This window comes from Microcoleus sp. S13_B4 (assembly GCF_036700885.1).
GTDB lineage: Bacteria > Cyanobacteriota > Cyanobacteriia > Cyanobacteriales > Microcoleaceae > Microcoleus.
The window spans coordinates 1-22,456 of sequence record NZ_JAUBPU010000056.1 but is presented as its reverse complement, the minus strand read 5'-3'; the positions used below and the strand labels follow the sequence as shown (position 1 = coordinate 22,456).

Below are 22,456 nucleotides of genomic sequence, written 5' to 3'. Positions count from 1 at the left end.
GTTACAAATTTTACTAAGTTTAGCCAATTATTTTTCTAAGGGTTGCAATATTGACACAGGGAAGGATCGGCAGTCTCTCGACCGTCGGGAAATAGTTTTTCTTTAGTATAACCGCAGTTTTTGCAGTTATAGATTGCCGATCGCACTAGCTGAGTCGGCAAATAGCACAGTCCGCAGGGCAATCCAATTTTCGTCTCAGCAATATCGAACCCCGGCCAACTGCACTCCGGGCAGAATTGCTTGAATTTTTTAACTAAATCGAGAGTTGCATTTTCGATGTTTTTCATCCGAGTTGGATTGTACATCGCCCGCATATCTGTTTCGATGTGAACTCGGCCGGTTGACGATTTTTTTAAGCCTGCTGTCACAGCGTCAAAAAGTTGTTTTTCTGTCCTAATGCCCTTGATAATTTCCCCGTTACCGAGCGCAGCCTCGCCAACTATAACCACCAGTGCGTGCTCGGGAAATCCAGCTTTTTTCGCAAAATCATCTGCTTCTTTTATACTGGAAACTAACTGGTGACTGTAGTTAGTTTCAACGGAGAAAGAGTCGCCGATGAGTTCTAGATTGTTGGCTCGATCTAATAAAATTACTATTTCTCTGTTAGCTGGCAGATACGGCATCATTGGGTGAGGGCCGAAAGTACCTTCGCTAGCAAAGGCAAGAGTTTCGCCCGCAATTTCTAGGGCTTTATGTGCTTTATGGCGAGCCGCTTCTATTTGTGTTCCTAAGCGTTTAACTTCTCGGGTGAAGGTGCCAAAAGTGTCAGTGTCAAGCTCCGCAGGTACTAGGATATTTACACCCAATTCTCGTTCCAAAACGGGAGCCATCACCCGTTCTTTTTCGTGCATGGTAGCAAGAACTGCGGTGCGATCGCTCAATAATTGATGGGGATTCACAGGCTCAGAAATATTAGACATACAGCAGCATCATTTCATAACAGAAGGCTCAAATACACCCTTTGACCTAAGTTATCAATTCCGCACTCAAGCGTCAATCTTAAAAGTGGCTAGTTGCCCCCAGTTACTCCCCCAGCTTGACCTCTGAGTACAAAAATTACTCCTGTCATAATTAGCCCCACGCCTACCAACCGCAGCGGCGGCAAAGGCTCGTGAAATATAAGTTTGCCACCTAAAACAGTAAACAGGTAACTAATTGACAGTAAAGGCGAGACTATGCTAAGGTTTGCCCGCGACAGAACTACTATAAAGCCGATCGAAGAAATTGCATACAAAGAAAGACCACCTACTATCAACGGCTGAGTAGCCATTGCTATAATTTTTTCTATTAAATTAGCAGCGCCAATGGGCCCTAATATTTTAGCTCCTGCCTTCAGACTAAATTGACCTGCGACGCCGCACAATATTGCAGCAAGCAGTAACATAAAAACGCTTCTATTCATAAATTTACTAACCTATAGTACAATCAAAAATTGTCGTTCCCAAAAACCTGAAAAACTTTAATTAAGTTTGGCTAGGTTTTATTCACCACTAATATTTTAAGCAGAGATACGGGAAAATCAAGTATGGTCGATCGCGATCGAGAGTGGAACAAATATATGGCAGAGCAGACCAACCCAAGCGGAGAATATACTCTAGAACTATCGATACTCATGCCTTGTCTGAACGAAGCAGAAACTTTAGAAATCTGCATCGAGAAGGCACAGAAGTCCCTGCGCGAACTTGATATTGCAGGCGAGGTCATCATAGCAGACAACGGCAGCACTGACGGTTCTCAAGATATCGCTACCAGAATGGGAGCGAGAGTCGTACCCGTAGCAGCCAAAGGCTACGGCAGCGCCCTGATGGGAGGCATCATCGCAGCGCGCGGAGTTTATATTATCATGGGCGATGCTGACGACAGCTACAATTTTTCCAACCTCGGCTTTTTTGTCAACAAATTGCGAGAAGGTTTCGACTTAGTAATGGGAAACCGCTTTCAAGGGGGCATCAAACCGGGTGCAATGCCGCCGCTGCACAAATATTTAGGAAATCCGGTGCTGACATGGGTTGGGCGGCTATTTTTTGCAAGTCCCGTCGGCGATTTTCACTGCGGACTCAGGGCTTTTAGGAGAGACTCAATTTTGAAACTCGACTTGCAAACAACGGGGATGGAATTTGCTAGCGAAATGGTGGTCAAGGCCTCTGTATACAAGCTGCGGATAACTGAAATTCCAACCGTACTTTCTCCCGACGGCCGCAGCCGACGGCCACACTTGCGAACTTGGCGAGATGGCTGGCGACACCTCCGATTTTTGCTGCTTTACAGTCCTCGGTGGCTGTTTTTGTATCCGGGTGCTGCGCTGATGATTTGGGGTCTAATTGTTAGCATTTGGCTGTTGCCCGGTACTCAAAAGATTGGGAGTATCAGCTTTGATGTACACACGCTGCTGTATGGTGCGATCGCAATTATCATCGGTTTTCAAGCAGTAACTTTCGCTTTTTTTACCAAAATTTTCGCCATCAGCGAGAAATTCCTGCCCGAAGACCCCAAACTCAACAAAATATTTCGCTATGTCACGTTAGAGACAGGATTGATTGTCGGAGTCACGCTGATTTTAATCGGAATAGTTGGCTCGTTCTTGTCATTAACTATCTGGAGCAAAACGGCTTTCGGTTCTCTCGATCCTTCTAAAACTCTGCGTTTGGTTATTCCCTCGCTCACTTGCCTGACTGTTGGTTTGCAGATGGTTTTGTCGAGCTTTTTTCTCAGCGTGCTGAGCTTGAAGCGTAGGTGATAACATTAAAGTTACTGGCAACATTCCTCAAAACTAAATTGCCATGCAGGGGAAGCTGAGGGCGATCGTACTTTGGGGAAAGTCGGGGCATTTAGAAAAGGCAGAAACGATCGCCACTTTGATAGGTGCGATTTCCTTAAAATCCCAAGGCTAAAGCATCCCTCCTATATTTACTTTATTTAATTATTTATCTGACCTTAATGTATAAATGGCTTGAGTTTTTTTAGGAGGCTTTATAGCGTTTATTATGTCAATTTCCAAAGATATATCTTGCTCCTTTCTTATTCTAATAGTTGGTTTTGATTCTCCCCTTTCATTTTGTAATTCTCGGATTATAGCTGCTTTACAATAAGAGGAATTGTGGTTAACAATAAAAATTTTGTCTTGTATTGATAAAGTACCACAATTAACCGTTGCAATTATAACTTGTTTGTCTGACAGAAATTTTTGAATGATTCCAATTTTTTTTGTTTTGTTTGTCTTGACTGCTTTGATCAAAAAATGATAAATTAATAAGTCAGCCAATGCCTGACATATAGCATCGACAAAAAAACATAAGTTTAGTAAGGAATCATAACCTAAAAATTCATTTTCTTGAACTAAACTATGAGCACTTGCATTGCGGTATTGGATAAATTGGTCTAGTTCTTTTTCAAGTGTATTTGAGCCACCCAGTATATTATCGATATATTCTTTAATATTTTGGTGATTTTTAACCCAGAGCCACCCCGACTCAAAATCTTTAAGACCTACAGAGAAAAATAACTTTTGCAGTTCACCTTGGCGTAAATTATTTTGACAATTTATTAAAAAAGACTCTGGTATTAATTCATATTTACTGTTCTTGTTAATTCCATCAGATAAGCCTTGAATGATTTGAGCTAACCTCAAATCATATCTATTCTCTCCCCATTTAGAAATTAAATGGCCTACACCAATTCTATGAGTTTTACGGATTACTTCCTCTAGCTGATCGTATTTAGTAACTAACTGTGGTAAAGCCTCTAGCCATTTACTAATTAATTTCTCAACAAAGTTCTCATAAGTTGCATAAAGTTGAGCAACAACTGCACTATGTTCATAAATCTCCCATTCTGTTATAGAAATTGAATTTTCTGAGAAATGTAGTTTTAATTCTGCCGCTTTTTTTCTCACCTCTTTATCATCGGTAAATAAAATATCCCTTAATGACTGGTTTTGCTTCAATATAAAACGAATAGCTTGAGTTTTTTTTCTAACTTGTTCTAGTGAAATTTCAATTGTTTCAATCAACATAAATATTTACTTGGACATAATCACCTGAGACAACATTCCCTCAAATAAAGTTAATCGCTTTTGTATATCAGCTTTTGTATTTTTACCTTTACCTCTAAATAACTCAGATTTATCTGATTTCAGTAATTCTTGAGTAGCTTCAATTACCTGATTTTTTCTCTGTTTCAAAATTTGAGCATTAGGTAAATTTTTACTAAAGGCTACCATAACAGCATCATAATATGCTTTTAATGGTTTATCAGCCCAATCCCAATTTTTAGATTGGTTAAGTATATAAGGTCTAAATAAATGTCCTCCATAAATATCATAAGCAATATTTATTGTTTGCTTAAAAATACTCTTTAAAAACGCAGTGTCTTCTTGAGAAAAATCTAAACTTTTAATCATATATAAATTCATGAAATTTTCTAAATTACCTTTAAAATTTTCGTAATGACGCAATGCAAAAAAACGTAATATCAGCTCAACATCTTCCATTTTCATATAATAATTATTTTTTTCGTCTTCTTTTTCTTGGGCAGGATCATTTCGATCGGAGTCAGGAATACCCCAAGCATTTTTAAAAGTGGGATCGTCAGCTAACTCAATTAGACTATCATTAAATTGACCATGATATAAACAGTTGCGAATCTCTTGGTTACTCAACTTAACTCCACCTGTATTCAGACGCTCAAAGGTAAGCCTCTTTATATACATTGCGTCTTCAACTGTTTTAGCTGATTCTGTAATAACCACTATAGAGGACAAAGTACGACGATCTATTCCAGCTTTGATTTCCGTTGGTAAATTACTATATTTTCGACCATTTAATTCTGGCCAAAGTTGTAATCCCGTTAAAATAAGCCGATCTTCATAGAAGTCCTTGAGAGCACTAATTCTTTGTTGACCATCTATAACTTCATACGAATTGTATGTTTTCTCATACAAAATCACTGGCGGTACTGGCAAATTAATAATGAAAGATTCAATCAAAAGAGATTGTTGTTCAGGTTTCCATCGAGGACGACGTTGAAAAAAAGGACGTAAATCCATATAGTCTGGTTTTGTCAGTGCCTCCACAAAAAGTGGTAGCTTTTCCCGATTAAACTCCATTAAAATTCTGCTATTTCCTGATTCATATTTAGTATTTATTTCGTCATCAGACATTTTTTTATCATGGGATTTATCCTTCTTCGACTTCTCCCACATATTTAATTCAGAAGGTGAAAAATATTTATTTATTTCTTTTTCTTGAGGGTGTTTGTAATGCCTGGTCATATTTTTAACATCCGGAAAATATAAATGAATAAATATGGGAAAAGTAGAGGTAGGTGATAACTAATTATAACAACTCTTCGGGCTGTTTTTGATTGCCAACCGTATAATCAGGGTTGGAGGGCGATTGGCCAATGGATATACCACAGGAAAATCAAGGGTTTCAGACTACGACCTAAAAACTGTCCGGACTGATGTTATAAATTAAGAGGCTAAAATCAGCCTCTTAATTTATATGGGATTTTTACTCTACTCCCTCAATCCGGTCTTCCACCTCCTGATAAAGTTCACGCAGACGATCCAAATTGTTCTCCGAAGTTTCCCAATAACCCCGACCATTCACCTCAAGCAAAGTGCTGACAATCTTGCGGAACGAATGAGGATTTAAGTTAAGCAAACGCTTCTGCATCTCCTCATCTTGGATAAACGTCGTGTTGACATCCTCATACACCCAATTATCCACAGCGCCCGCCGTCGCACTCCATCCAGTCGTATTAACCAGACGCTTAGAAATCTCCCGCACACCTTCATAACCGTGCGACAACATCCCCTCGTACCACTTCGGATTCAGCAGCTTAGTCCGCGAATCTAAACGCACGGTTTCTGATAGCGTCCGCACCTGCGCGTTGGCTGTAGTTGTATCAGCAACAAAGGATGCTGGTTTCTTCCCATCTGCACGCAAACTGCCGATCAATTTAGTCGGATCGGAGTCGAAATAGTGCGACACGTCGGTTAGGGAAATCTCGGCAGAATCCAAATTTTGGAAAGTGACTTCCGCAGTTTTCAAGGATGATTCAAAAATCTGCCTGTCTTGTTCCATTGTTCCGGGATTGTCGGAAGAAAAGGCGAAGGATTTGCGAGTTAAATACATTTCCTGCAACTCGGCTTCGCTTTCCCAAGTGCTATTTTCTACCGCCAAGTTGATGTTAGATGAATAGGAACCTGAGGCATTGGAAAATACGCGGGTTGCTGCTTGTCGCAGGTTGATTCCCATTTCTTCGGCTTGCTTCAGGGCGTGTTTGCGGACGAAGTTCATCTCTAACGGTTCGTCGGCTTCCGCTGCCATTTTCACGGCTTTATCTAACAAATTCATTTGGTTGATGAACAAGTCGCGGAATACGCCGGAACAGTTAATTACTACGTCGATCCGAGGGCGTCCCAACTCTTCTAAAGAAAGCAATTCGAGTTTGTTTACCCGGCCCAAAGCGTCGGGAACTGGCTTCACTCCCACCATCCACATTACTTGGGCGAGGGATTCGCCGTATGTCTTGATGTTGTCGGTTCCCCACAACACAACGGCGATCGTCTCTGGGTAATTTCCGCCGTTATCAACGCGCTGTCTTTCTAACAGCCGATCGACTACAAGCTTAGCAGACTTAACCGCCCCCGTTGTAGGGATTGACTGCGGGTCCAAAGCGTGCATATTCTTGCCAGTCGGCAAAACATCCGGGTTGCGAATCGGATCGCCACCGGGGCCAGGCAGAATATACTCGCCTTCTAACGCGCGCAACAAAGCGCCTAATTCGTTGTCGGCACAAACTTGCTGCAAGCAGAATTCCAGATACTCAAACAGCGGTTTAATCGGTTCTGGATCGATTTTTTTGTAACCTGCGGCGTGCAAAGCTTCAACCCAAGGTGTTTTCTTGCCCATGTTGAAGAAATTCAACTTAGAAACAAGGGAAACTCGGCCCTCAGCATCGGTTTGTTCCTTTACCAAAGCGCCAACGGCATCCCGACAGGCCAAGGTGATGTTTTGCAGCAATTCAACATCAGTTAAAATGCCTTTGTCGCTGTTAGTGTAAATTTCGCCGATATCGCGTCCGAGACTGTTAGCGATAATTCGCGGCAAGCTGATCAGTCCGTCTTCTTCGCGGTCTAAATTGGCGATATTCACCAAAGTTGCGATCGCCTCTTCCGCAGTCGGTGGCTTACCGATAACGTGCAAACCGCAAGGTAACAACCGCGACTCAATCTCCATCAACTTGCGGTAAACCAAGCCAACTAAATTGTCGCGTTCCTCCGAAGTCATTCCCGCAGCTACCCCTCTTTCTTGTTCCGGAGGCAGGGCGATATCCTTGTCCAAATTCACCAAACGGCATTTTTCGACGATCGCATCAACAATCGGCACACCCCGCCCAGTCTCTTTCAAAGTTTGATAAGAAGCAATTAACTCGCTTAGTTCCTGCAAACCTTTGTACAAACCAGCATTTTCAGCCGGAGGAGTCAGATAGCTGATTGTTTCAGCATAACTGCGGCGCTTAGCAATTGTTGCCTCGCTCGGATTGTTGGCGGCGTAATAATAGAGGTTAGGAATTTTGCCGATCAAACTGTCTGGATAACAATCCCCAGACATTCCCATCTGCTTACCGGGCATGAATTCTAGGGAACCGTGAGTGCCAAAGTGCAGCACCGCATCCGCACCCCAAATGCGCTCCAAATATGTATAGTAAGCAGCAAAACCGTGGTGCGGGCTGGCAGAACGAGAGAATAACAACCGCATCGGATCGCCTTCGTATCCAAAAGTAGGTTGCACTCCGATAAACACATTGCCGAAATGTTTGCCGAAAATCAGCAAATTTTGTCCGTCGCTGTTCAAATGTCCCGGAGGCGGGCCCCAATTTTCTTGCAAGCGTTCCGAGTAAGGAGTGAATTCTTCGTATTCAGCTACCGACATCCGGTAAGCAACATTTAATTCCGGGCTTTGGTATTGGGCTGTTGCGTCGTGGATGACTTCTTGCATCAGTTTTTCGGCGGAATCCGGCAATTCTGGCAAGTCGTAACCGTTGCCTTTTAAGGCTTTCAATACTTGGTAAATCGAGCCGAAAACGTCCAAATACGCGGCAGTTCCGACGTTGCCTTTGTCCGGCGGGAAACTGAAAACTGTGATCGCAACTTTTTTATCTAATTTTGGTTTGCGGCGCAGCATTGCCCATTTCATGGCGCGCTGGGAAATTGCTTCGATCCGGTCTTGTAGGGCGATCGCCTTGCCAGTTGCGCCATCACGTCCCGACAAAATAATCGGTTCGATCGCGCCATCCAACTCAGGAATGGCAATTTGCAAAGCAACTTGAATCGGGTGCAAGCCTAAATCGCTATTTTCCCACTCTTCCGTCGTTTGGAAAACCAGCGGCAAAGCCACCATGTAAGGGCAGTTTAGCTTTTTCAAAGTCTCGATCGCCTTCGGGTGATCTTGTTTCGCTGGGCCGCCCACCAGCGCAAAACCAGTCAGAGAAACCACCGCATCAACTATCGGCAGGGGTGCCACACCTTTGGTCCCAACTTCCAAGAAAAAAGTTTCGACTGGTTTCGAGAAGTCCAAACCGCCCGCAAAAATCGGCACCACCCGCGCCCCCATTGCCTCCAATTCCTGCACCATTGCTACGTAGTGCGCGTCATCTCCGGTGACTAAGTGAGTCCGCTGCAACACCAAGCCGATGCAAGGTGCCAGGGGGTCTTTGAGGTCTGCCGAAATATCTCTGCGGGCGTTGTACCAGGTGAGGTATCCTTTTACATCCTCAAACATCGACGGTGCCAAGGGATGCCAAATTCCCATATCCGGGTAGACAACGGGCTCTTGAAAAGTTAGCTGTTCCTGGCCTTTGAATACATATTTATGTGACAGCATCAGCAGGAAGTTTTCCAAGTTTTCTTGGGAACCTCCCAGCCAATACTGAAAACTCAGCATGAAGTTGCGCGCATCTTGGGCTTTGTCGATGGGCAAATATTTCAGCACTTTCGGCAAAGTTTGCAGCAGTTTCAGCATTCCGTCTTGGAAGGAACTCCCGGATTTTTCCTTCCGTTTTTTCATGAATTCGCCGATCGCACTTTTGCTTTGTCCCAACTGTGCCATCGAGAAACTGCCCATTTTATTGAGTCGCATCACCCCAGGCATCGACGGGAAGACGACGGCGACATCCAAGCTGTCGCGCAGCGGTTCAACTGCCGCTACCACTTTTTCGGCCAAATCTTCGATGAAAATTAGAGAAGCAATAAATACATTGGCATCCGCCACATCCCGCTTGAAGGCCTCGTAATTTTCCGGGCTGCGGAGTTCCTCGATCAGGTAGCCGCTGATTTCTATTGCCAAATTCGGATTTTTCTTGTTTATCGATCGAACCGCTGCCGACAGGGCGCTTTGATACTGCGGTTCCAGTACGACATAGACCACCTTCATGAGCGATCGCCCCTGCAAGTTTTCCGGCACGACGTGGCGAATGGTGGGCTTGACGTGAGTGAACATCCGGTTAGGCTCCTTTAAGATGCTGTTTTCGGGAATCGGGAATTTTTTTATCCCATAAGCATTTTTACCAGAAAACGCTTGCCATTAGGCGATTTGAGCCTGCACATGACACAATTCGACAAATTTATGCCAACTTTTCGTTACATTTTTTGATAAATTCCTTGAGCAAATACTCCAATTTTTATTTACAAAAATTTACTTGACATAACATTGATTATGTGTATAGGATTAATAAGTTGGATAAAAATAATTAAAAATTAACCAACGATTGAGAAAGAAATCCTGAAAAAACTTCCAAGTTTTGTAGAATAGCTCAAACTGGCGATCGAGCAATTAACAGAGGGGAAAAAGGCATAATTGCTGAAAGCAGAATGTAGCCTTGGGATAATTGCTGCGTCATCAAGATTTACATTTTACCAGGAATTTAAAACCCTTTCATAACGTGTGTTTTCTGTAAATTCCTGATCGGCGATCAAGTTCATGGAAAGCTAATTGCTATAAACTCTCAAACTCATCAAAACCTTAAGGGGATAACATGGCTAACTACGCAATTTTCGACGAACAATTCTACCTCGCCTCATATCCTTGGGTCAAACCAGCCATTGACGCAGGAGTCATCCAATCCGGTAGAGAACACTTTGAAAAATTTGGTGAAGCCGCCGGCCTAACTAAAGTATCGCGTTATTTTGACGAAGCTACTTACCTTGAGAAAAATCCAGACCTCGCACCCTTTGTCCGTACAGTCAATCCAAACGCACCTTTTGCGAGTGGCCTCGATCACTTTATCCAGTTCGGTTACGATGAAGGACAGCGCCGCACCCAAGTATCGCCTGAGTACAACGAAGATTTTTATTTAAAAAATAACTCAGAGCTGCGATCGTTTATCGGCCCGAATGGACCTTTCAAATCCGGATACCAGCATTTCATTCAATTCGGCTCAAAAGAAGGCCGTTTTGGAACTTCATTTTTTGAACCGGAATACTTAAAAGAAAACCCCGACATTGTGCCGTTTGTAAACTCTGGAGCCTTAAACACTGGTCGGGAACACTACTTCAATTTCGGCAAAAACGAGCCAAGCCGCGACGCAACTTTTGTTGGCAGCAGCAGCAACGATATCCTCACTGGTGTTGGTGTGGGGAATACCGAACTGATTGGAGTGGAAGTAGGTATTGATCCCCAACGCAACCGGCAGTACGAAAGCTTTGGCACCAATGAGTTCGATGTCCTGATTGGCAGTCCGGGAGCTGATACATTCGTACTCGGAGTTCCTGCTACAGCCGGGAATGTCACCCCGACACCACTGTATTTGGGTAACGGTCAAGCTACCATTCGCAACTTCGACATACAAAGCGATTTTATCCAACTGCAAGGAAATTCTTTAAGCGACGGCTACAGCCTGACTCCTGTTGGCAACAATTTGTCAATCCAACGTTTTGGAGATGTGATCGGCGTGATTGAAGGAGGAGCAACCTTGGGTTTGACTTTCCAAGAATCTAACGGTAACGGTACTTTCTTGATTGGATAGTCATTGGTCATTGGTCATTAGTCATTAGTCATTGGTCATTGGTCATTAGGTAATGCTGATGATTAATGACTTTTTTGTTTGTTGTAGGCTAATGTGCTATGAAAAAGTACGATCGCACTTTACGTTTTTAAAGGAGCAACAATGAATTACGATATCTTTGACGAACAATACTACCTTGCCTCATATCCGTGGCTGAAACCAGCCATTGATGCAGGAATCATCAAATCTGGAAGAGAACACTTTGAAAAATTTGGTCAAGCCGCGGGCCTCACAAAAATATCGCGGTATTTTGACGAAGATACTTACCTTGAGGGAAATCCTGACCTTAAACCCTTTGTCCGCACAGTCAACCCAAATGCGCCTTTTGCTACAGGCTTAGATCACTTTATCCAATACGGTTACGAAGAGGGTCGTACTCGCGTATCGGCTGAGTATGACGAAGCGTTTTATGTAGCAACTAACCGAGATTTACAGCCGTTTATTCAGAATGGAACTTTTAAAAATGGCTACCAGCACTTCATTCAATTCGGGGCAAAAGACGGTCGGTTGCCTACTTCTTTCTTTGAACCGCAATTCTTCAATAACGAGGCCGCTGGGCTTATCGTATCTGGAACCTTGAAAACCCCTCGCGAATACTATTTCAAGGTTGGGCAATTCGATCCAAATGGTCGGCCGGTGACTTTTGTCGGAACTCCCGGCAATGACATCCTCACTGGTGTAGGGGTGGGGAAGGTCGAATTAATTGGAGTTGAAGTAGAAGCCCCTAGGGGCCTGCGACGGTATGAAAGTGACGGCAGCAATGAATTCGATACTCTCATTGGCGGTAGCGGCCGCGATACATTCGTGCTCGGCGACTTGTCAGAGTTCCCAGTAGGCACTAGGGGGGGGTTGTCGAGCCTCCAACAGTTCTACATCGGGCCGGGTTTTGCGACAATTCGGAACTTTACCCAAGGTCAGGATAACATTCAGCTAGTAATGACTTCCTTAGAGCAATTATTGGTGTTTCCCATCAACAATAATCGAGATTTAGCTATTCAAACGAACGGCTTGCCCGTCGTTAAAAATGGAGTTACCGAAATTAGTCGCTTTGACACGCTGGCTGTTATTGAAGGTGGCGGAAATCTCAAGTTGAATCAATTACCCGAATCTATTGGTTTGACGAGAGTTTTTATTGGATAGAAATATCGAAGCTATTCAGGGTTTGCCTTAGTCCATCATGGGGAGACTTATTAATTCACAAATATGGAGAGACACTTGGCATAATTCATAGCCTAGCCAATCTAAATCTGCAAGATATTGGTATGAGAAATTCCTTTAATTTTCCCGAATTTTCCACTTCTCTTGGTTATAAACCATAGAACTTAAGTGAGATTTGACTGTTGGGTAAAATTGCCCGCTCAGGTAATTGCCTCAGTTCGGGATTATTGATAAATTGGATAAATACCTCATTAAAGCCGCAGGAGGAAAACATGGCTAGTTACGCAATTTTTGACGAACAATACTACCTTGCTCAATATCCTTGGGTCAAACCAGCTATTGATGCAGGAGTCATCAAATCGGGACTCGAACACTTTCAAAAATTCGGTGAAGCAGGCGGCTTAACCAAAGTATCGCGGTACTTTGATGAAGCTACTTACCTCGCTGGCAACCCAGACATCGCTGCCTTAGTCCGCACCCCCAACAACCCCAATGCGCCTTTTGCTACAGGCTTAGATCACTTTATCCAATACGGTTATGAAGAGGGTCGCACTCGCGTATCGCCTGAGTATGACGAAGCGTTTTACATAGCCAATAACCGAGATTTGCAGCCGTTTATTCAGAATGGAACTTTTAAAAATGGCTACCAGCATTTCATTCAATTCGGCATCAAAGACGGTCAGTTTGGGACTTCTTTTTTTGAAACAGAATACTTAAACAAATACTCCGATGTTCAGTCGTTTGTCGAATCGGGAGCGTTGAAAACTGGTCGGGAACACTACTTCAATTTCGGCAAAAACGATCCAAGCCGCTCTGCGACTTTTATCGGAAGTTCCGGGAATGACATCATTGCTGGTGCTGGGGTGGGAAATACCGAATTAATTGGAGTTGAAGTAGGTTTAGGTAAAGGTGGTGCCTTTTCCATCCCCGGCCGAAATTATGAAAGTGACGGCAGTAATGAATTCGATACTCTCACTGGCGGTAGCGGCCGCGATAAATTCGTACTCGGAGACGTTATGCAAGGTAGTGGTGGTAAGGGATACAGTCCCCCAACAAAGTTATATATCGGGCCGGGTTTTGCTACAATTCGGAACTTTACCCAAGGTCAGGATAGCATTCAGCTAGCAACAAGCGATATCCAACCTTCCTTAGATAACTTCTTGATATTTCCTATCAACAACAATCGAGATTTAGCTATCCAAACGAACGGCTTGTTCGTCTTGCGTCCAGATGGAAGTTCGGGAATTAGTAGCTTTGACACGATCGCTGTTATTGAAGGTGGCGGAAATCTCAAGTTGAATCTATTACCAGAAACTAGAGCTAATCTACCTTTACTTGGCTAGAAATCTCGAACCTATTGGGGATTGGCCTGATTGCTGCTGGGGAGTGCGATCGCACATTCGCAAAAAGGGCGATCGTACTGTTGTGTTTGTCATAAAAATCATAAAACAGGATTAACAATAATTAACTTGACATACTTACTTAGTAGAGTTAGGTATAGTGGGTCAAGTTTAACCGACAAGTAAGTAGACTAAGCTTGGAGAAATAATTATGACAAATTATGACATTTTTGACGAACCATACTACCTGGCGCAATATCCTTGGGTGAAACCGGCTATTGATGCAGGAGTTATCAAATCTGGAAGAGAACACTTTGAAAAGTTCGGTCAAGCCGGCGGCCTGACCAAAGTATCGCGTTACTTTGACGAAGAAACCTATCTAGCTCAAAATCCAGATATTGCTCCCTTTGTTCGCACCCCAAACAATCCAAACGCGCCTTTTGCGTCAGGTTTAGACCAATTTATTCAGTTTGGCTACGAAGAAGGCCGCACCCGCGTATCGCCTGAGTACAACGAAGATTTTTATTTAGCAAATAACCAAGACCTGCTACCATTTGTTCAGAACGGAACTTTCAAAAATGGCTACCAGCACTTCATCAAATTCGGAAATGAAGAGGGCAGATTTGCGACTTCTTTGTGGGAACGTTTATATTTAATCGAGAACCCCGACCTCGAGCCTTTTGTCAACTCAGGAGCCTTGAAAACGGGTCGAGAACATTATTTCAAATTTGGGCAATTTGAGGGGCGCTCCGCTACTTTTTTCGGAACCCCCGGCAATGATATCCTCACAGGTGTTGGTGTGGGGAATGTCAGATTAATTGGAGTTGGAGCAGGCTACGGGCTGAGTAAAAGTGACGGCAGCAACGAATTCGATACTCTGATTGGCGGTCCCGGTCGCGATTCATTCGTGTTAGGGGAAACAATACTAAGCCGTAGACTGAGTATTGTTGGATCTAACAATTTCTACATTGGGCCGGGTTTTGCTACTATTCGGAACTTTACCCAAGGTCAGGATAGAATCGAGTTCAGTGGATCTTCAGATAGCTTCATTCTGGTTCCCACCAACAATAATCGAGATTTAGCAATCCAAACGAACGGCTTGACCTTCTATCGAAATGGAGTTAGCCAAATCAGCCGCGGTGACACGATCGCGGTTATTGAAGGTGGCGGAAATCTCAAGTTGAATCTATTACCCGAATGGTCTGAGCCGACACTTGTACTTGGATAAAAATCTCGCAGCTATTCGGGATTTGCCTGATTGCTGCTTTCGGTGGGATAATTAATTGTACCCTCCAGAAACCGGGTTTCTCCAATAAACCCGGTTTATAAGTTTTTAATGGCGATCGCGCGCTAGCTTCAAAACCTCAACCGCATCTTTGTGACCCTCCGAAGACGCCCAAATTAACGCAGTCCAAGTATTATTATCATACGCTTTGATATCAGCTCCTTTATCGATTAAAAATTCGACAACTTGAGTGCGCCCGCTACCTGCTGCACTCATCAAAGCCGTCAAACCAAAATTAGTTTTAGCATTCACATCCGCTCCCGCCTCTAGCAAAAGCTGTACAATCTCGGTATGTCCGGCAGCAGCGGCACTCATTAACGCCGTCCAACCGTCATTGTCGTGACTGTGGGCATCCGCACCAGCAGCGAGCAATTTTTTGACGATCGCCGAATTGCCAGCCTCAGCCGCAGTTGTCAAAGCCGTCGCACCTTCCTCATCCTTGACATTGATATCTGCACGCTGTTCGATCGCACTTTCTACAGCCGCAATATCACCCGTCTTGACGGCATTAATTAAATCTGTCATAAAATCTCCCTTGCATCCTTTCAAATCTTAAATCCTATGGCAGTAGATATTTTAATCCTCTCCAACGGCCCTGGAGAATTGGCAACTTGGGTGCGTCCCGCCGTGCAAGCTTTGCGCGAGCAACTGGGAAATGCGGGCACTCAAGCGCGAATCTCTGTGGTGCTGTCCCCCTGTCCGCACGCCACCGGGAAAGAAGCACAAATCGCATCTTCCTACCCAGAAGTGGACAGAGTGCAAGCACCGGAGCATTTTTTTCCATTCTTATTGTCGGGCAAAACTGCTGAAAATTGGGATTGGCACGAAACAGGAGTTGTTTTATTTTTAGGTGGCGATCAATTTTTTACGGTTGTTATTGGCAAAAGACTCAAATATCGCACTGTTATTTATGCTGAATGGGACGCGCGGTGGTATCGCTGGATTGATAAATTTGCGGCGATGAAACCACAAGTTTTTGCTAAAATTCCCCAAAAATATGCTAAGAAATTTACAGTTGTCGGAGATTTGATTTCCGAAGTAGGGAACGGGAAATCGGGCAGGGCGGGCACGGGGACACCGCCCCTACGGAAAATAGAATTAATTGGATTGTTGCCCGGTTCTAAAGCCGCCAAATTAGCTTTAGGTGTACCGTTATGTTTGTCGATCGCCCAATCCATCCACCGCATCCGCCCTGAAACTCGCTTTGTAATTCCCGTTGCTCCTACCATAGATGTGCAAACTCTAGCAGGTTTTGCCGACCCTAAACAAAATCCTTGCCTGCATTTATTTGAAAACGCCAGCGCCGAACTTCATTTAACAGAAACGCCGTTTTTGCAGACAGCAAATAACTTGCAAGTAGAACTTTGGACGCAGACGCCAGCCTACGATTTGCTATCAGAATGCAGCCTGTGTTTAACTACTGTGGGAGCGAATACTGCGGAATTGGGTTCGTTAGCCGTACCGATGATTGTTTTGATTCCGACGCAGCAATTGGATGCGATGAAAGCTTGGGACGGATTGCCGGGATTGCTGGCAAATTTGCCGTTAGTCGGTTCAGTTTTTGCGACTGCGATTAATTGGCTAATCTGGCAATTGGGAAAGGGAAAGCTTTATGCTTGGCCGAATATTTGGGCACAGGAAGAGATTGTGCCGGAGTTAATTGGGAAGCTGGAACCCGATGCTGTTGCCGGGTTGGCGATCGACTATTTGAGCCATCCTGAAAAATTAGCACAAATGGGCGATCGTTTGCGTGCGGTTCGAGGAGAATCAGGGGCGGCAAAAAAAATTGCTGAATTGGTTTGTGAAGAAATTGAGGTGCAATCTAATTGTCATAAAAATTAGATTTTTTTATTTTTAACCGCAGAGGAACGCGGATGAACGCAGATTTAATCCAGATTAATTGGTGAAAACAGGCAAAAGAAAGTTTATTTTCTCTTGCCTGTTTATTATCCCAAAACTCGATTTGCTTTCAAGTTAAGCTCGATCGTGCTTAGCAATCACCCAAACAGCGTGAATGATGCCGGGAATAAAGCCCAAAAACGTGAGAACCAGGTTAATCCAAAAATCCGTACCGATGCCGACAGTCAAAAATACGCCCAGCGGGGGAAGAAAAATTGCAGCGACTATGCGAATTAAATTGTCCATCTCAGTTACTCCAAACGATTTTTCTCTTTCAATTTAACTTCACTGACTGACAGAACCTTTCCCGAAAAACTTAGGCGGTGCTGCCATAGTGTAAACTTCGGTTTCAGCAGCGATTACCTGCCGCAAGTGACCGGGAACTTGCATCAACCCCAAGAGTGTAATTCCGTCGAACATCCGCAACCCGCCAGTTGTTTTCTCGGCGAGTAATTTGTCAGTAACTGCGGGTTCGGGTCGCGTATTTATTTCTTGATTAGAAGCTATCGCAAAACCCCAAGGAGCTCCGTAAGTAGAAATAAAGCTGGTGCAGGATTGAACATTGGAGAAAACAGATTTCAGGGTATTTACAATGCGCGCGTGCATTTTCATTTCTGCCGGAGAAACTGGGCCCGCTTGCACTACGAAATATCCGTTAGGCGACATTACGCTGCGAACTTTCTCAAAATACTCTTTGGTAAACAACTGGAAAGATGGGCCTTCTTCAATGGGATCGGACAAGTCAGAAATGACAATATCCCAATCATTGTCAGTTTTATCTAAATAGTCCAAAGCATCGCCGATTACTACTTCGCAGCGGGGGTCATCAAAGGCATTTTGGTGCATTTCTGGCAGGTGTTCGCGGCAAGCTTCTACTACTTCGCCGTCAATGTCGATCATCACGACTTTTTCAACTGTTTTCCAGCGCAGCACTTCTCTAATTGTAGCTCCTTCTCCGCCGCCGAGAACGAGAACTTTTTTGGGTGAGCCGTGACAAATCATGGCTGGGTGTACCAGGGGTTCGTGGTACAGAAACTCGTCGCCTGTACAAGATTGCCATTTGCCGTCCAAAACTAAGCCTTTGCCGTAGGTACCGGTCTGAACTACGTACATTTCTTGATAGGCTGTTTTCTTGTAAGCGAGCACCGCGATGACGCCGTGAACGTAAATATCCCAAGGGGTAATGTACTCGCTCATCCAAAAATCTGCACGAACTTCGCTACCTGACATCAATTACTCTCCAAATATAAACTGCTGTGCCGATGTTGTCACAAGTAGTAGTTATTAGCACAAAATGGTGCGGGTGTGTGAGTACGATCGACACATTGCAGTGAGATTTGGGAGGAATGGTATAGTGTGATTGCGTTCTGGGATAGAGGTATTGCCTTGTTAGTTGAGATTGCTTGTGGGCGATCGGGCTATCGCACTCACATTTTATATTTTCGCTTGGCATCGGCGGTCGGTTTGGTAAAAATGTGGTCTAAATCGGGAAATTTTTCGCGCTGGGCCCGCCTTTATCAGTTTGCGATCGCCCTACTGATTTATCAACAATCGCATGAGAACCCGACAAATGCGAGTGCGGGGAATAAAAGTGGCGAGCGGTTTTAACCCTATTTTTTATTAAAATCTTGACATTTTGAATGTATTTTAGATAAAATTTTTAGATCGAGCAAAATAAAGTATGTGGTTAATTATTAGGACAAAAATGCAGAGGCAATGTGCGAGGTCATTCTAAGTAGATAAAGGGTGCAAATAAATTTACTAATAAAACTGTTATAACACTATTTTTAGGTTAAAAATAATAGCACATGGAACCCACAAACTGGGAAAACAGAATCAAAAAGCTGGAAAAAGAAAATCGAATCCTGCGAGAAAAACTCGAAAATTCGGAAACCAAACGCAGCCAATTAGAAGCCCTTCATCAAAAAAAAGACTCTTTGCTACAGACAGTCACTGAGGAATTTATAGATGCCGAAAAGATTTTAAAAGCCAAAATATCTACACTAGAAAAAGCTCTAGAAAACCAGCAAACAATGCAGCTCAAATTGATCGAAGCCGAAAAAATGTCGGCTTTGGGAATTTTGGTCGCTGGTATCGCCCACGAAATCAACAATCCCGTGAACTTCATCTACGGCAATATTACTTATGTCAATGACTACGCTGCCGATATTTTAAAATTGCTCGCAATGTACCAGGATCGGTATCCCGAAACAGATGCAGATATTGAAGCTTTTCTGGAAAAAATTGACCTCGACTTTCTGCGCGAAGATTTGTTGAAAACTCTTTCGTCAATGAAAGTTGGCTCCGAGCGCATCCGCGAAATTGTGCTGACTTTACGAAACTTTGCGCGGGTAGATGAAGCCGAAAAGAAACCAGTTAACATTCACGAAGGAATTGACAGCACCTTGTTAATTGTGCAGCATTTAACTAAAGAAAAACCAGGGAATCCGGCAATAAGGGTTGTTAAAAACTATGGAAGTTTACCGAAAATAGAATGTTATGCGGGGCAAATAAATCAGGTATTTATGAACATCATTAATAATGCTATTGATGTGCTGCGAGAGCGAGAAAACAAGTGCTCTGTAGGGGAGATAGAAGCCAAGCCCAGTCATATTGTAATTAATACTTCTATTGTTTCTGAAAATTGGGCAAGAATTAGCATCAAAGATAATGGTCTGGGAATGAATGAAGCTGTAAAAGGGAAAATTTTCGATCCGTTTTTCACCACCAAACAAGTTGGTCACGGGACGGGTTTGGGATTGTCAATTAGCTATCAGATTGTTGTGGACAAACATGGCGGGAGGTTGGAGTGCATATCCGCAATTGGAGAAGGGACTGAATTCGTGATCGAGATTCCGATCGCCAATTCCGGCCGCTAAGATCGATCGATCGAGCTAAACTGAGGGATAATGAAAACTCCCTTTGACCGCGGCTCCTCCTAGTTTGATGTGCAACCCTATGTCTACTGTCACTTTTGGTTTGTCAACCCCTATAGCGGCAGAAGCCGGGGCATCCTACGGCAGCAGCGAACCGCCACAGCGCCCCACCGTGCGGGCAGAGTGGATCGAGGTATTGGTGGACTCTCCTTTCAGGGTTGCGGGGGACTCCCCTGGGGAGGAAAATAAGTTATTTACCTATCGTTTACCTGCGGAACTTACCGTGCAACCAGGGGATATCTTGAGTGTACCCTTTGGCAGTCAACAGGTAGGGGCGATCGCCATTCGGTTCATTTCTCAACTGCCGCCAGACTTAGATCCGGCGCGGGTAAAAGATGTCGAAGATGTTGTCAGTACGGGCTTTTTCCCAGCGACTTACTGGGAATTACTCGATCGCACTGCCACCTATTATTGCACACCATTAATTCAAGTAATTAGAGCCTCGCTGCCGCCCGGTTTGTTAAGCCGTTCCGTGCGCCGAATTCGCTTAATTAAGGACGCAATTTCTCCGAATGCCGAAACATTTCTCAATCCCGCCGCCAGTCAAATTTTACAATTGCTGCAATCTCAAAAAAACGGCGATTACACTTGGCAATACCTCCAGCGCCAAGTTAAGGGAAGTTATCGGGGATTGAAAGATTTATTGAAACGCGGTTGGGTAGAAAGTTATTTAGAACCGCCCAATCCTCCCAAACCACAACTCAAACCGGCAGTGACATTAATTGCTAGTGCATTTGTCACAGATTTAACCAAGCGACAACAAGAAGTATTGGAAGTTTTGCGCCGGGGTGGCGGTGAAATGTGGATGAATGATTTGTTGAGAATTTGCAGTGCGAGTTCTTCTGTTGTCAAAAATTTGGAGCAAAAAGGTACCGTTGTTATAGATCAAAGGGAAGTGCTCAGGGGCGATCGCGGAATTGCTCAATTGCCCGATGCACCGAAAAATTTAACTAATTTTCAAGCTGAAGCTTTAGCGTTTATTAACTCTTTTTCGGGATTTCGTCAAGTGCTGCTGCACGGCGTTACAGGTTCCGGGAAAACCGAAGTGTATTTGCAGGCGATCGCCCCCATCTTAGCCAGCGGCAAATCCGCCCTCGTACTCGTTCCCGAAATCGGCCTCACACCGCAACTTACCGATCGATTCCGAGCCCGTTTTGGCGAGCAAATTTGCGTATACCACAGCGCCCTATCCGACGGAGAACGTTACGATACATGGCGTCAGATGCTGACTGGAACCCCGCAAATAGTCATCGGCACGCGATCGGCTATTTTTGCGCCTTTACCTAACCTTGGCTTAATTATCCTCGATGAAGAACACGACAGCAGCTTCAAACAAGACCAACCAGCCCCCTGCTACCACGCCCGCACCGTTGCCAAATGGCGGGCAGAATTAGAAAATTGTCCCTTAATTTTAGGTTCCGCAACCCCAGCTTTAGAGACTTTGGTGGGGACGCGCCGAGATTATTACTCGTTACCAACTATCCATTATTTATCATTGCCCGATCGCATTTATTCCCGCCCGATGCCGCCTGTGGAAATAGTGGATATGCGCCAAGAATTGCGGCAAGGAAACCGATCAATTTTCAGTGCTTCCCTGCAAAACGCGCTGGAACAATTACAAGCAAGACAACAGCAAGGTATTCTATTTATTCACAGAAGAGGGCACAGTACCTTTGTCTCTTGTCGGAGTTGCGGCTATGTGATGGAATGCCCGAACTGCGATGTTTCGCTGTCTTATCACCACGTCGGCGAAGCAACCGCAGAAGTGTTGCGGTGTCACTACTGCAACCACACGGAACGACACCCCCAAAACTGCCCGGAATGCAGTTCTCCTTACTTCAAAAACTTTGGTAGCGGCACTCAGCGAGTCGAACAGGAATTAACGAGATTATTTCCCGAATTGCGGGCAATTCGGTTTGACAGCGATACGACTAGAAATAAGGGCGACCACCGCAGATTGTTAACGCAATTTGCCAATGGGGAAGCTGACATTTTGTTGGGTACGCAAATGCTGACGAAAGGGTTAGATTTAGCTGGAGTAACCTTGGTGGGAGTTGTGTCTGCTGACGGGTTGCTAAACTTATCAGATTATCGGGCAAGCGAACGAGCTTTTCAAACATTAACTCAAGTCGCGGGACGTGCGGGCAGAGGCGACGATCCGGGGCGGGTAATTATTCAAACTTACACTCCCGAACACCGGGTTATTCAAGCAGTTAGGCGGCACGAATATACAGATTTTGTGGAAACCGAATTAGCAGAAAGAGCAGCGCTAAATTATCCACCTTCGGGGCGGCTGATTTTGTTGCGGTTGAGCAGTGTAGATGCGGCGGAAGTTGCGGTGACTGCGGTACAATTGGCGTCTATTTGTCAGGAGTATATTGAGCGATTGTCTGTACCGGGGTGTGAGTTGTTGGGGCCTGCACCTGCGGCGATTATGCGGGTGGCAAATCGCTATCGGTGGCAGATTTTGCTGAAGTTGCCTTTGGATGAGTCGGTGGATTTGTCGGATTTGATCGGATTGCGCGATCGTACGCCGCGTTCTGTTAGTTTAACTATTGATGTCGATCCGTTGAATTTTGGTTGAGGGTTATTGGTTGGGTGGGGGCGGGTTTTTGTAGATTGTTTGTGAGCCTCAAATATTGTTGGTAAAACCCGCCCCTACAGGCTATCCTCGGGGCGGGTTTCACCAACTATAGTTATTTCAAATAAAGATGAGACACTAAGTTGCACAATAAGCGCGAATAATCTCATCAAGAGATGTGGCAGAA

Annotated in this window: 17 protein-coding genes; 9 read left to right on the top strand and 8 right to left on the bottom strand. The window is 44.4% G+C overall.

Annotated elements, in window-relative coordinates; translation table 11 throughout:
- Window positions 1-35 precede the first annotated feature (35 nt).
- A complete protein-coding gene (locus QT994_RS22145; RefSeq protein ID WP_333178197.1) occupies window positions 36-920 on the bottom strand; it encodes a DUF6671 family protein in 885 nt (294 codons plus the stop codon).
- 89 nt (window positions 921-1,009) lie between these two features.
- On the bottom strand, window positions 1,010-1,402 hold the full coding sequence (locus tag QT994_RS22140) for a transporter (protein WP_333178195.1): 393 nt from the start codon (window positions 1,400-1,402) through the stop codon (window positions 1,010-1,012).
- Window positions 1,403-1,525: 123 nt separating this feature from the next.
- On the opposite strand from QT994_RS22140, the gene QT994_RS22135 reads away from it, so the two are divergent.
- Entirely contained in the window at window positions 1,526-2,737 is a 1,212-nt protein-coding gene (locus tag QT994_RS22135; protein WP_333178194.1) for a glycosyltransferase family 2 protein, read from the top strand.
- A gap of 183 nt (window positions 2,738-2,920) precedes the next feature.
- Here the strand turns inward: QT994_RS22135 and QT994_RS22130 are convergent, their stop codons facing one another.
- The 3 genes from QT994_RS22130 to QT994_RS22120 all read right to left on the bottom strand — a co-directional run bounded on the left by QT994_RS22130 (window position 2,921) and on the right by QT994_RS22120 (window position 9,506).
- Entirely contained in the window at window positions 2,921-4,012 is a 1,092-nt protein-coding gene (locus QT994_RS22130; RefSeq protein ID WP_333178192.1) for an MAE_28990/MAE_18760 family HEPN-like nuclease, read from the bottom strand.
- 6 nt (window positions 4,013-4,018) lie between these two features.
- Window positions 4,019-5,269 (bottom strand): DUF262 domain-containing protein, encoded by a 1,251-nt coding sequence (locus QT994_RS22125; protein ID WP_333178190.1) that lies wholly within the window; start codon window positions 5,267-5,269, stop codon window positions 4,019-4,021.
- Between the two features lie 241 nt (window positions 5,270-5,510).
- Window positions 5,511-9,506 carry a magnesium chelatase subunit H gene (locus tag QT994_RS22120; RefSeq protein WP_333178188.1) on the bottom strand — a complete coding sequence of 1,332 codons (3,996 nt, stop codon included), beginning with the start codon at window positions 9,504-9,506 and terminating at the stop codon, window positions 5,511-5,513.
- A 535-nt stretch (window positions 9,507-10,041) separates the two neighbouring features.
- Between QT994_RS22120 and QT994_RS22115 the strand changes: the two genes are divergently transcribed.
- From QT994_RS22115 to QT994_RS22100, 4 genes are all read left to right on the top strand, one after another.
- The gene (locus QT994_RS22115; RefSeq protein WP_333178185.1) at window positions 10,042-11,031 is read left to right on the top strand and encodes a calcium-binding protein; all 990 of its coding nucleotides are present in this window, start codon (window positions 10,042-10,044) and stop codon (window positions 11,029-11,031) included.
- A gap of 141 nt (window positions 11,032-11,172) precedes the next feature.
- Entirely contained in the window at window positions 11,173-12,210 is a 1,038-nt protein-coding gene (locus tag QT994_RS22110) for a calcium-binding protein (protein ID WP_333178182.1), read from the top strand.
- A 290-nt stretch (window positions 12,211-12,500) separates the two neighbouring features.
- Window positions 12,501-13,571, top strand: coding sequence for a calcium-binding protein (locus QT994_RS22105; RefSeq protein WP_333178179.1), 1,071 nt, complete (start codon window positions 12,501-12,503; stop codon window positions 13,569-13,571).
- 208 nt (window positions 13,572-13,779) lie between these two features.
- A complete protein-coding gene (locus tag QT994_RS22100) occupies window positions 13,780-14,796 on the top strand; it encodes a calcium-binding protein (protein ID WP_333178176.1) in 1,017 nt (338 codons plus the stop codon).
- Between the two features lie 105 nt (window positions 14,797-14,901).
- Here QT994_RS22100 and QT994_RS22095 read toward each other — a convergent pair whose 3' ends face one another.
- Complete coding sequence (locus tag QT994_RS22095; RefSeq protein ID WP_333178172.1) at window positions 14,902-15,378, bottom strand: ankyrin repeat domain-containing protein; 477 nt, start codon at window positions 15,376-15,378, stop codon at window positions 14,902-14,904.
- A 36-nt stretch (window positions 15,379-15,414) separates the two neighbouring features.
- On the opposite strand from QT994_RS22095, the gene QT994_RS22090 reads away from it, so the two are divergent.
- Window positions 15,415-16,695, top strand: a complete 1,281-nt coding sequence (locus QT994_RS22090) for a lipid-A-disaccharide synthase (RefSeq protein ID WP_333178168.1) — start codon at window positions 15,415-15,417, stop codon at window positions 16,693-16,695.
- Between the two features lie 132 nt (window positions 16,696-16,827).
- Here the strand turns inward: QT994_RS22090 and QT994_RS22085 are convergent, their stop codons facing one another.
- Both QT994_RS22085 and QT994_RS22080 read right to left on the bottom strand, forming a co-directional pair.
- The gene (locus tag QT994_RS22085) at window positions 16,828-16,998 is read right to left on the bottom strand and encodes a YqaE/Pmp3 family membrane protein (RefSeq protein WP_333041499.1); all 171 of its coding nucleotides are present in this window, start codon (window positions 16,996-16,998) and stop codon (window positions 16,828-16,830) included.
- Window positions 16,999-17,037: 39 nt separating this feature from the next.
- Window positions 17,038-17,982 carry a fused MFS/spermidine synthase gene (locus tag QT994_RS22080; protein ID WP_190737955.1) on the bottom strand — a complete coding sequence of 315 codons (945 nt, stop codon included), beginning with the start codon at window positions 17,980-17,982 and terminating at the stop codon, window positions 17,038-17,040.
- A 126-nt stretch (window positions 17,983-18,108) separates the two neighbouring features.
- On the opposite strand from QT994_RS22080, the gene QT994_RS22075 reads away from it, so the two are divergent.
- The 3 genes from QT994_RS22075 (at window position 18,109) to priA (ending at window position 22,272) form a co-directional block, all read left to right on the top strand.
- The gene (locus QT994_RS22075; RefSeq protein ID WP_333178164.1) at window positions 18,109-18,360 is read left to right on the top strand and encodes a hypothetical protein; all 252 of its coding nucleotides are present in this window, start codon (window positions 18,109-18,111) and stop codon (window positions 18,358-18,360) included.
- Window positions 18,361-18,560: 200 nt separating this feature from the next.
- Complete coding sequence (locus QT994_RS22070) at window positions 18,561-19,631, top strand: ATP-binding protein (protein ID WP_333178161.1); 1,071 nt, start codon at window positions 18,561-18,563, stop codon at window positions 19,629-19,631.
- 79 nt (window positions 19,632-19,710) lie between these two features.
- Window positions 19,711-22,272, top strand: coding sequence for a primosomal protein N' (gene priA, locus QT994_RS22065; protein WP_333178159.1), 2,562 nt, complete (start codon window positions 19,711-19,713; stop codon window positions 22,270-22,272).
- Window positions 22,273-22,456: the final 184 nt, after the last annotated feature.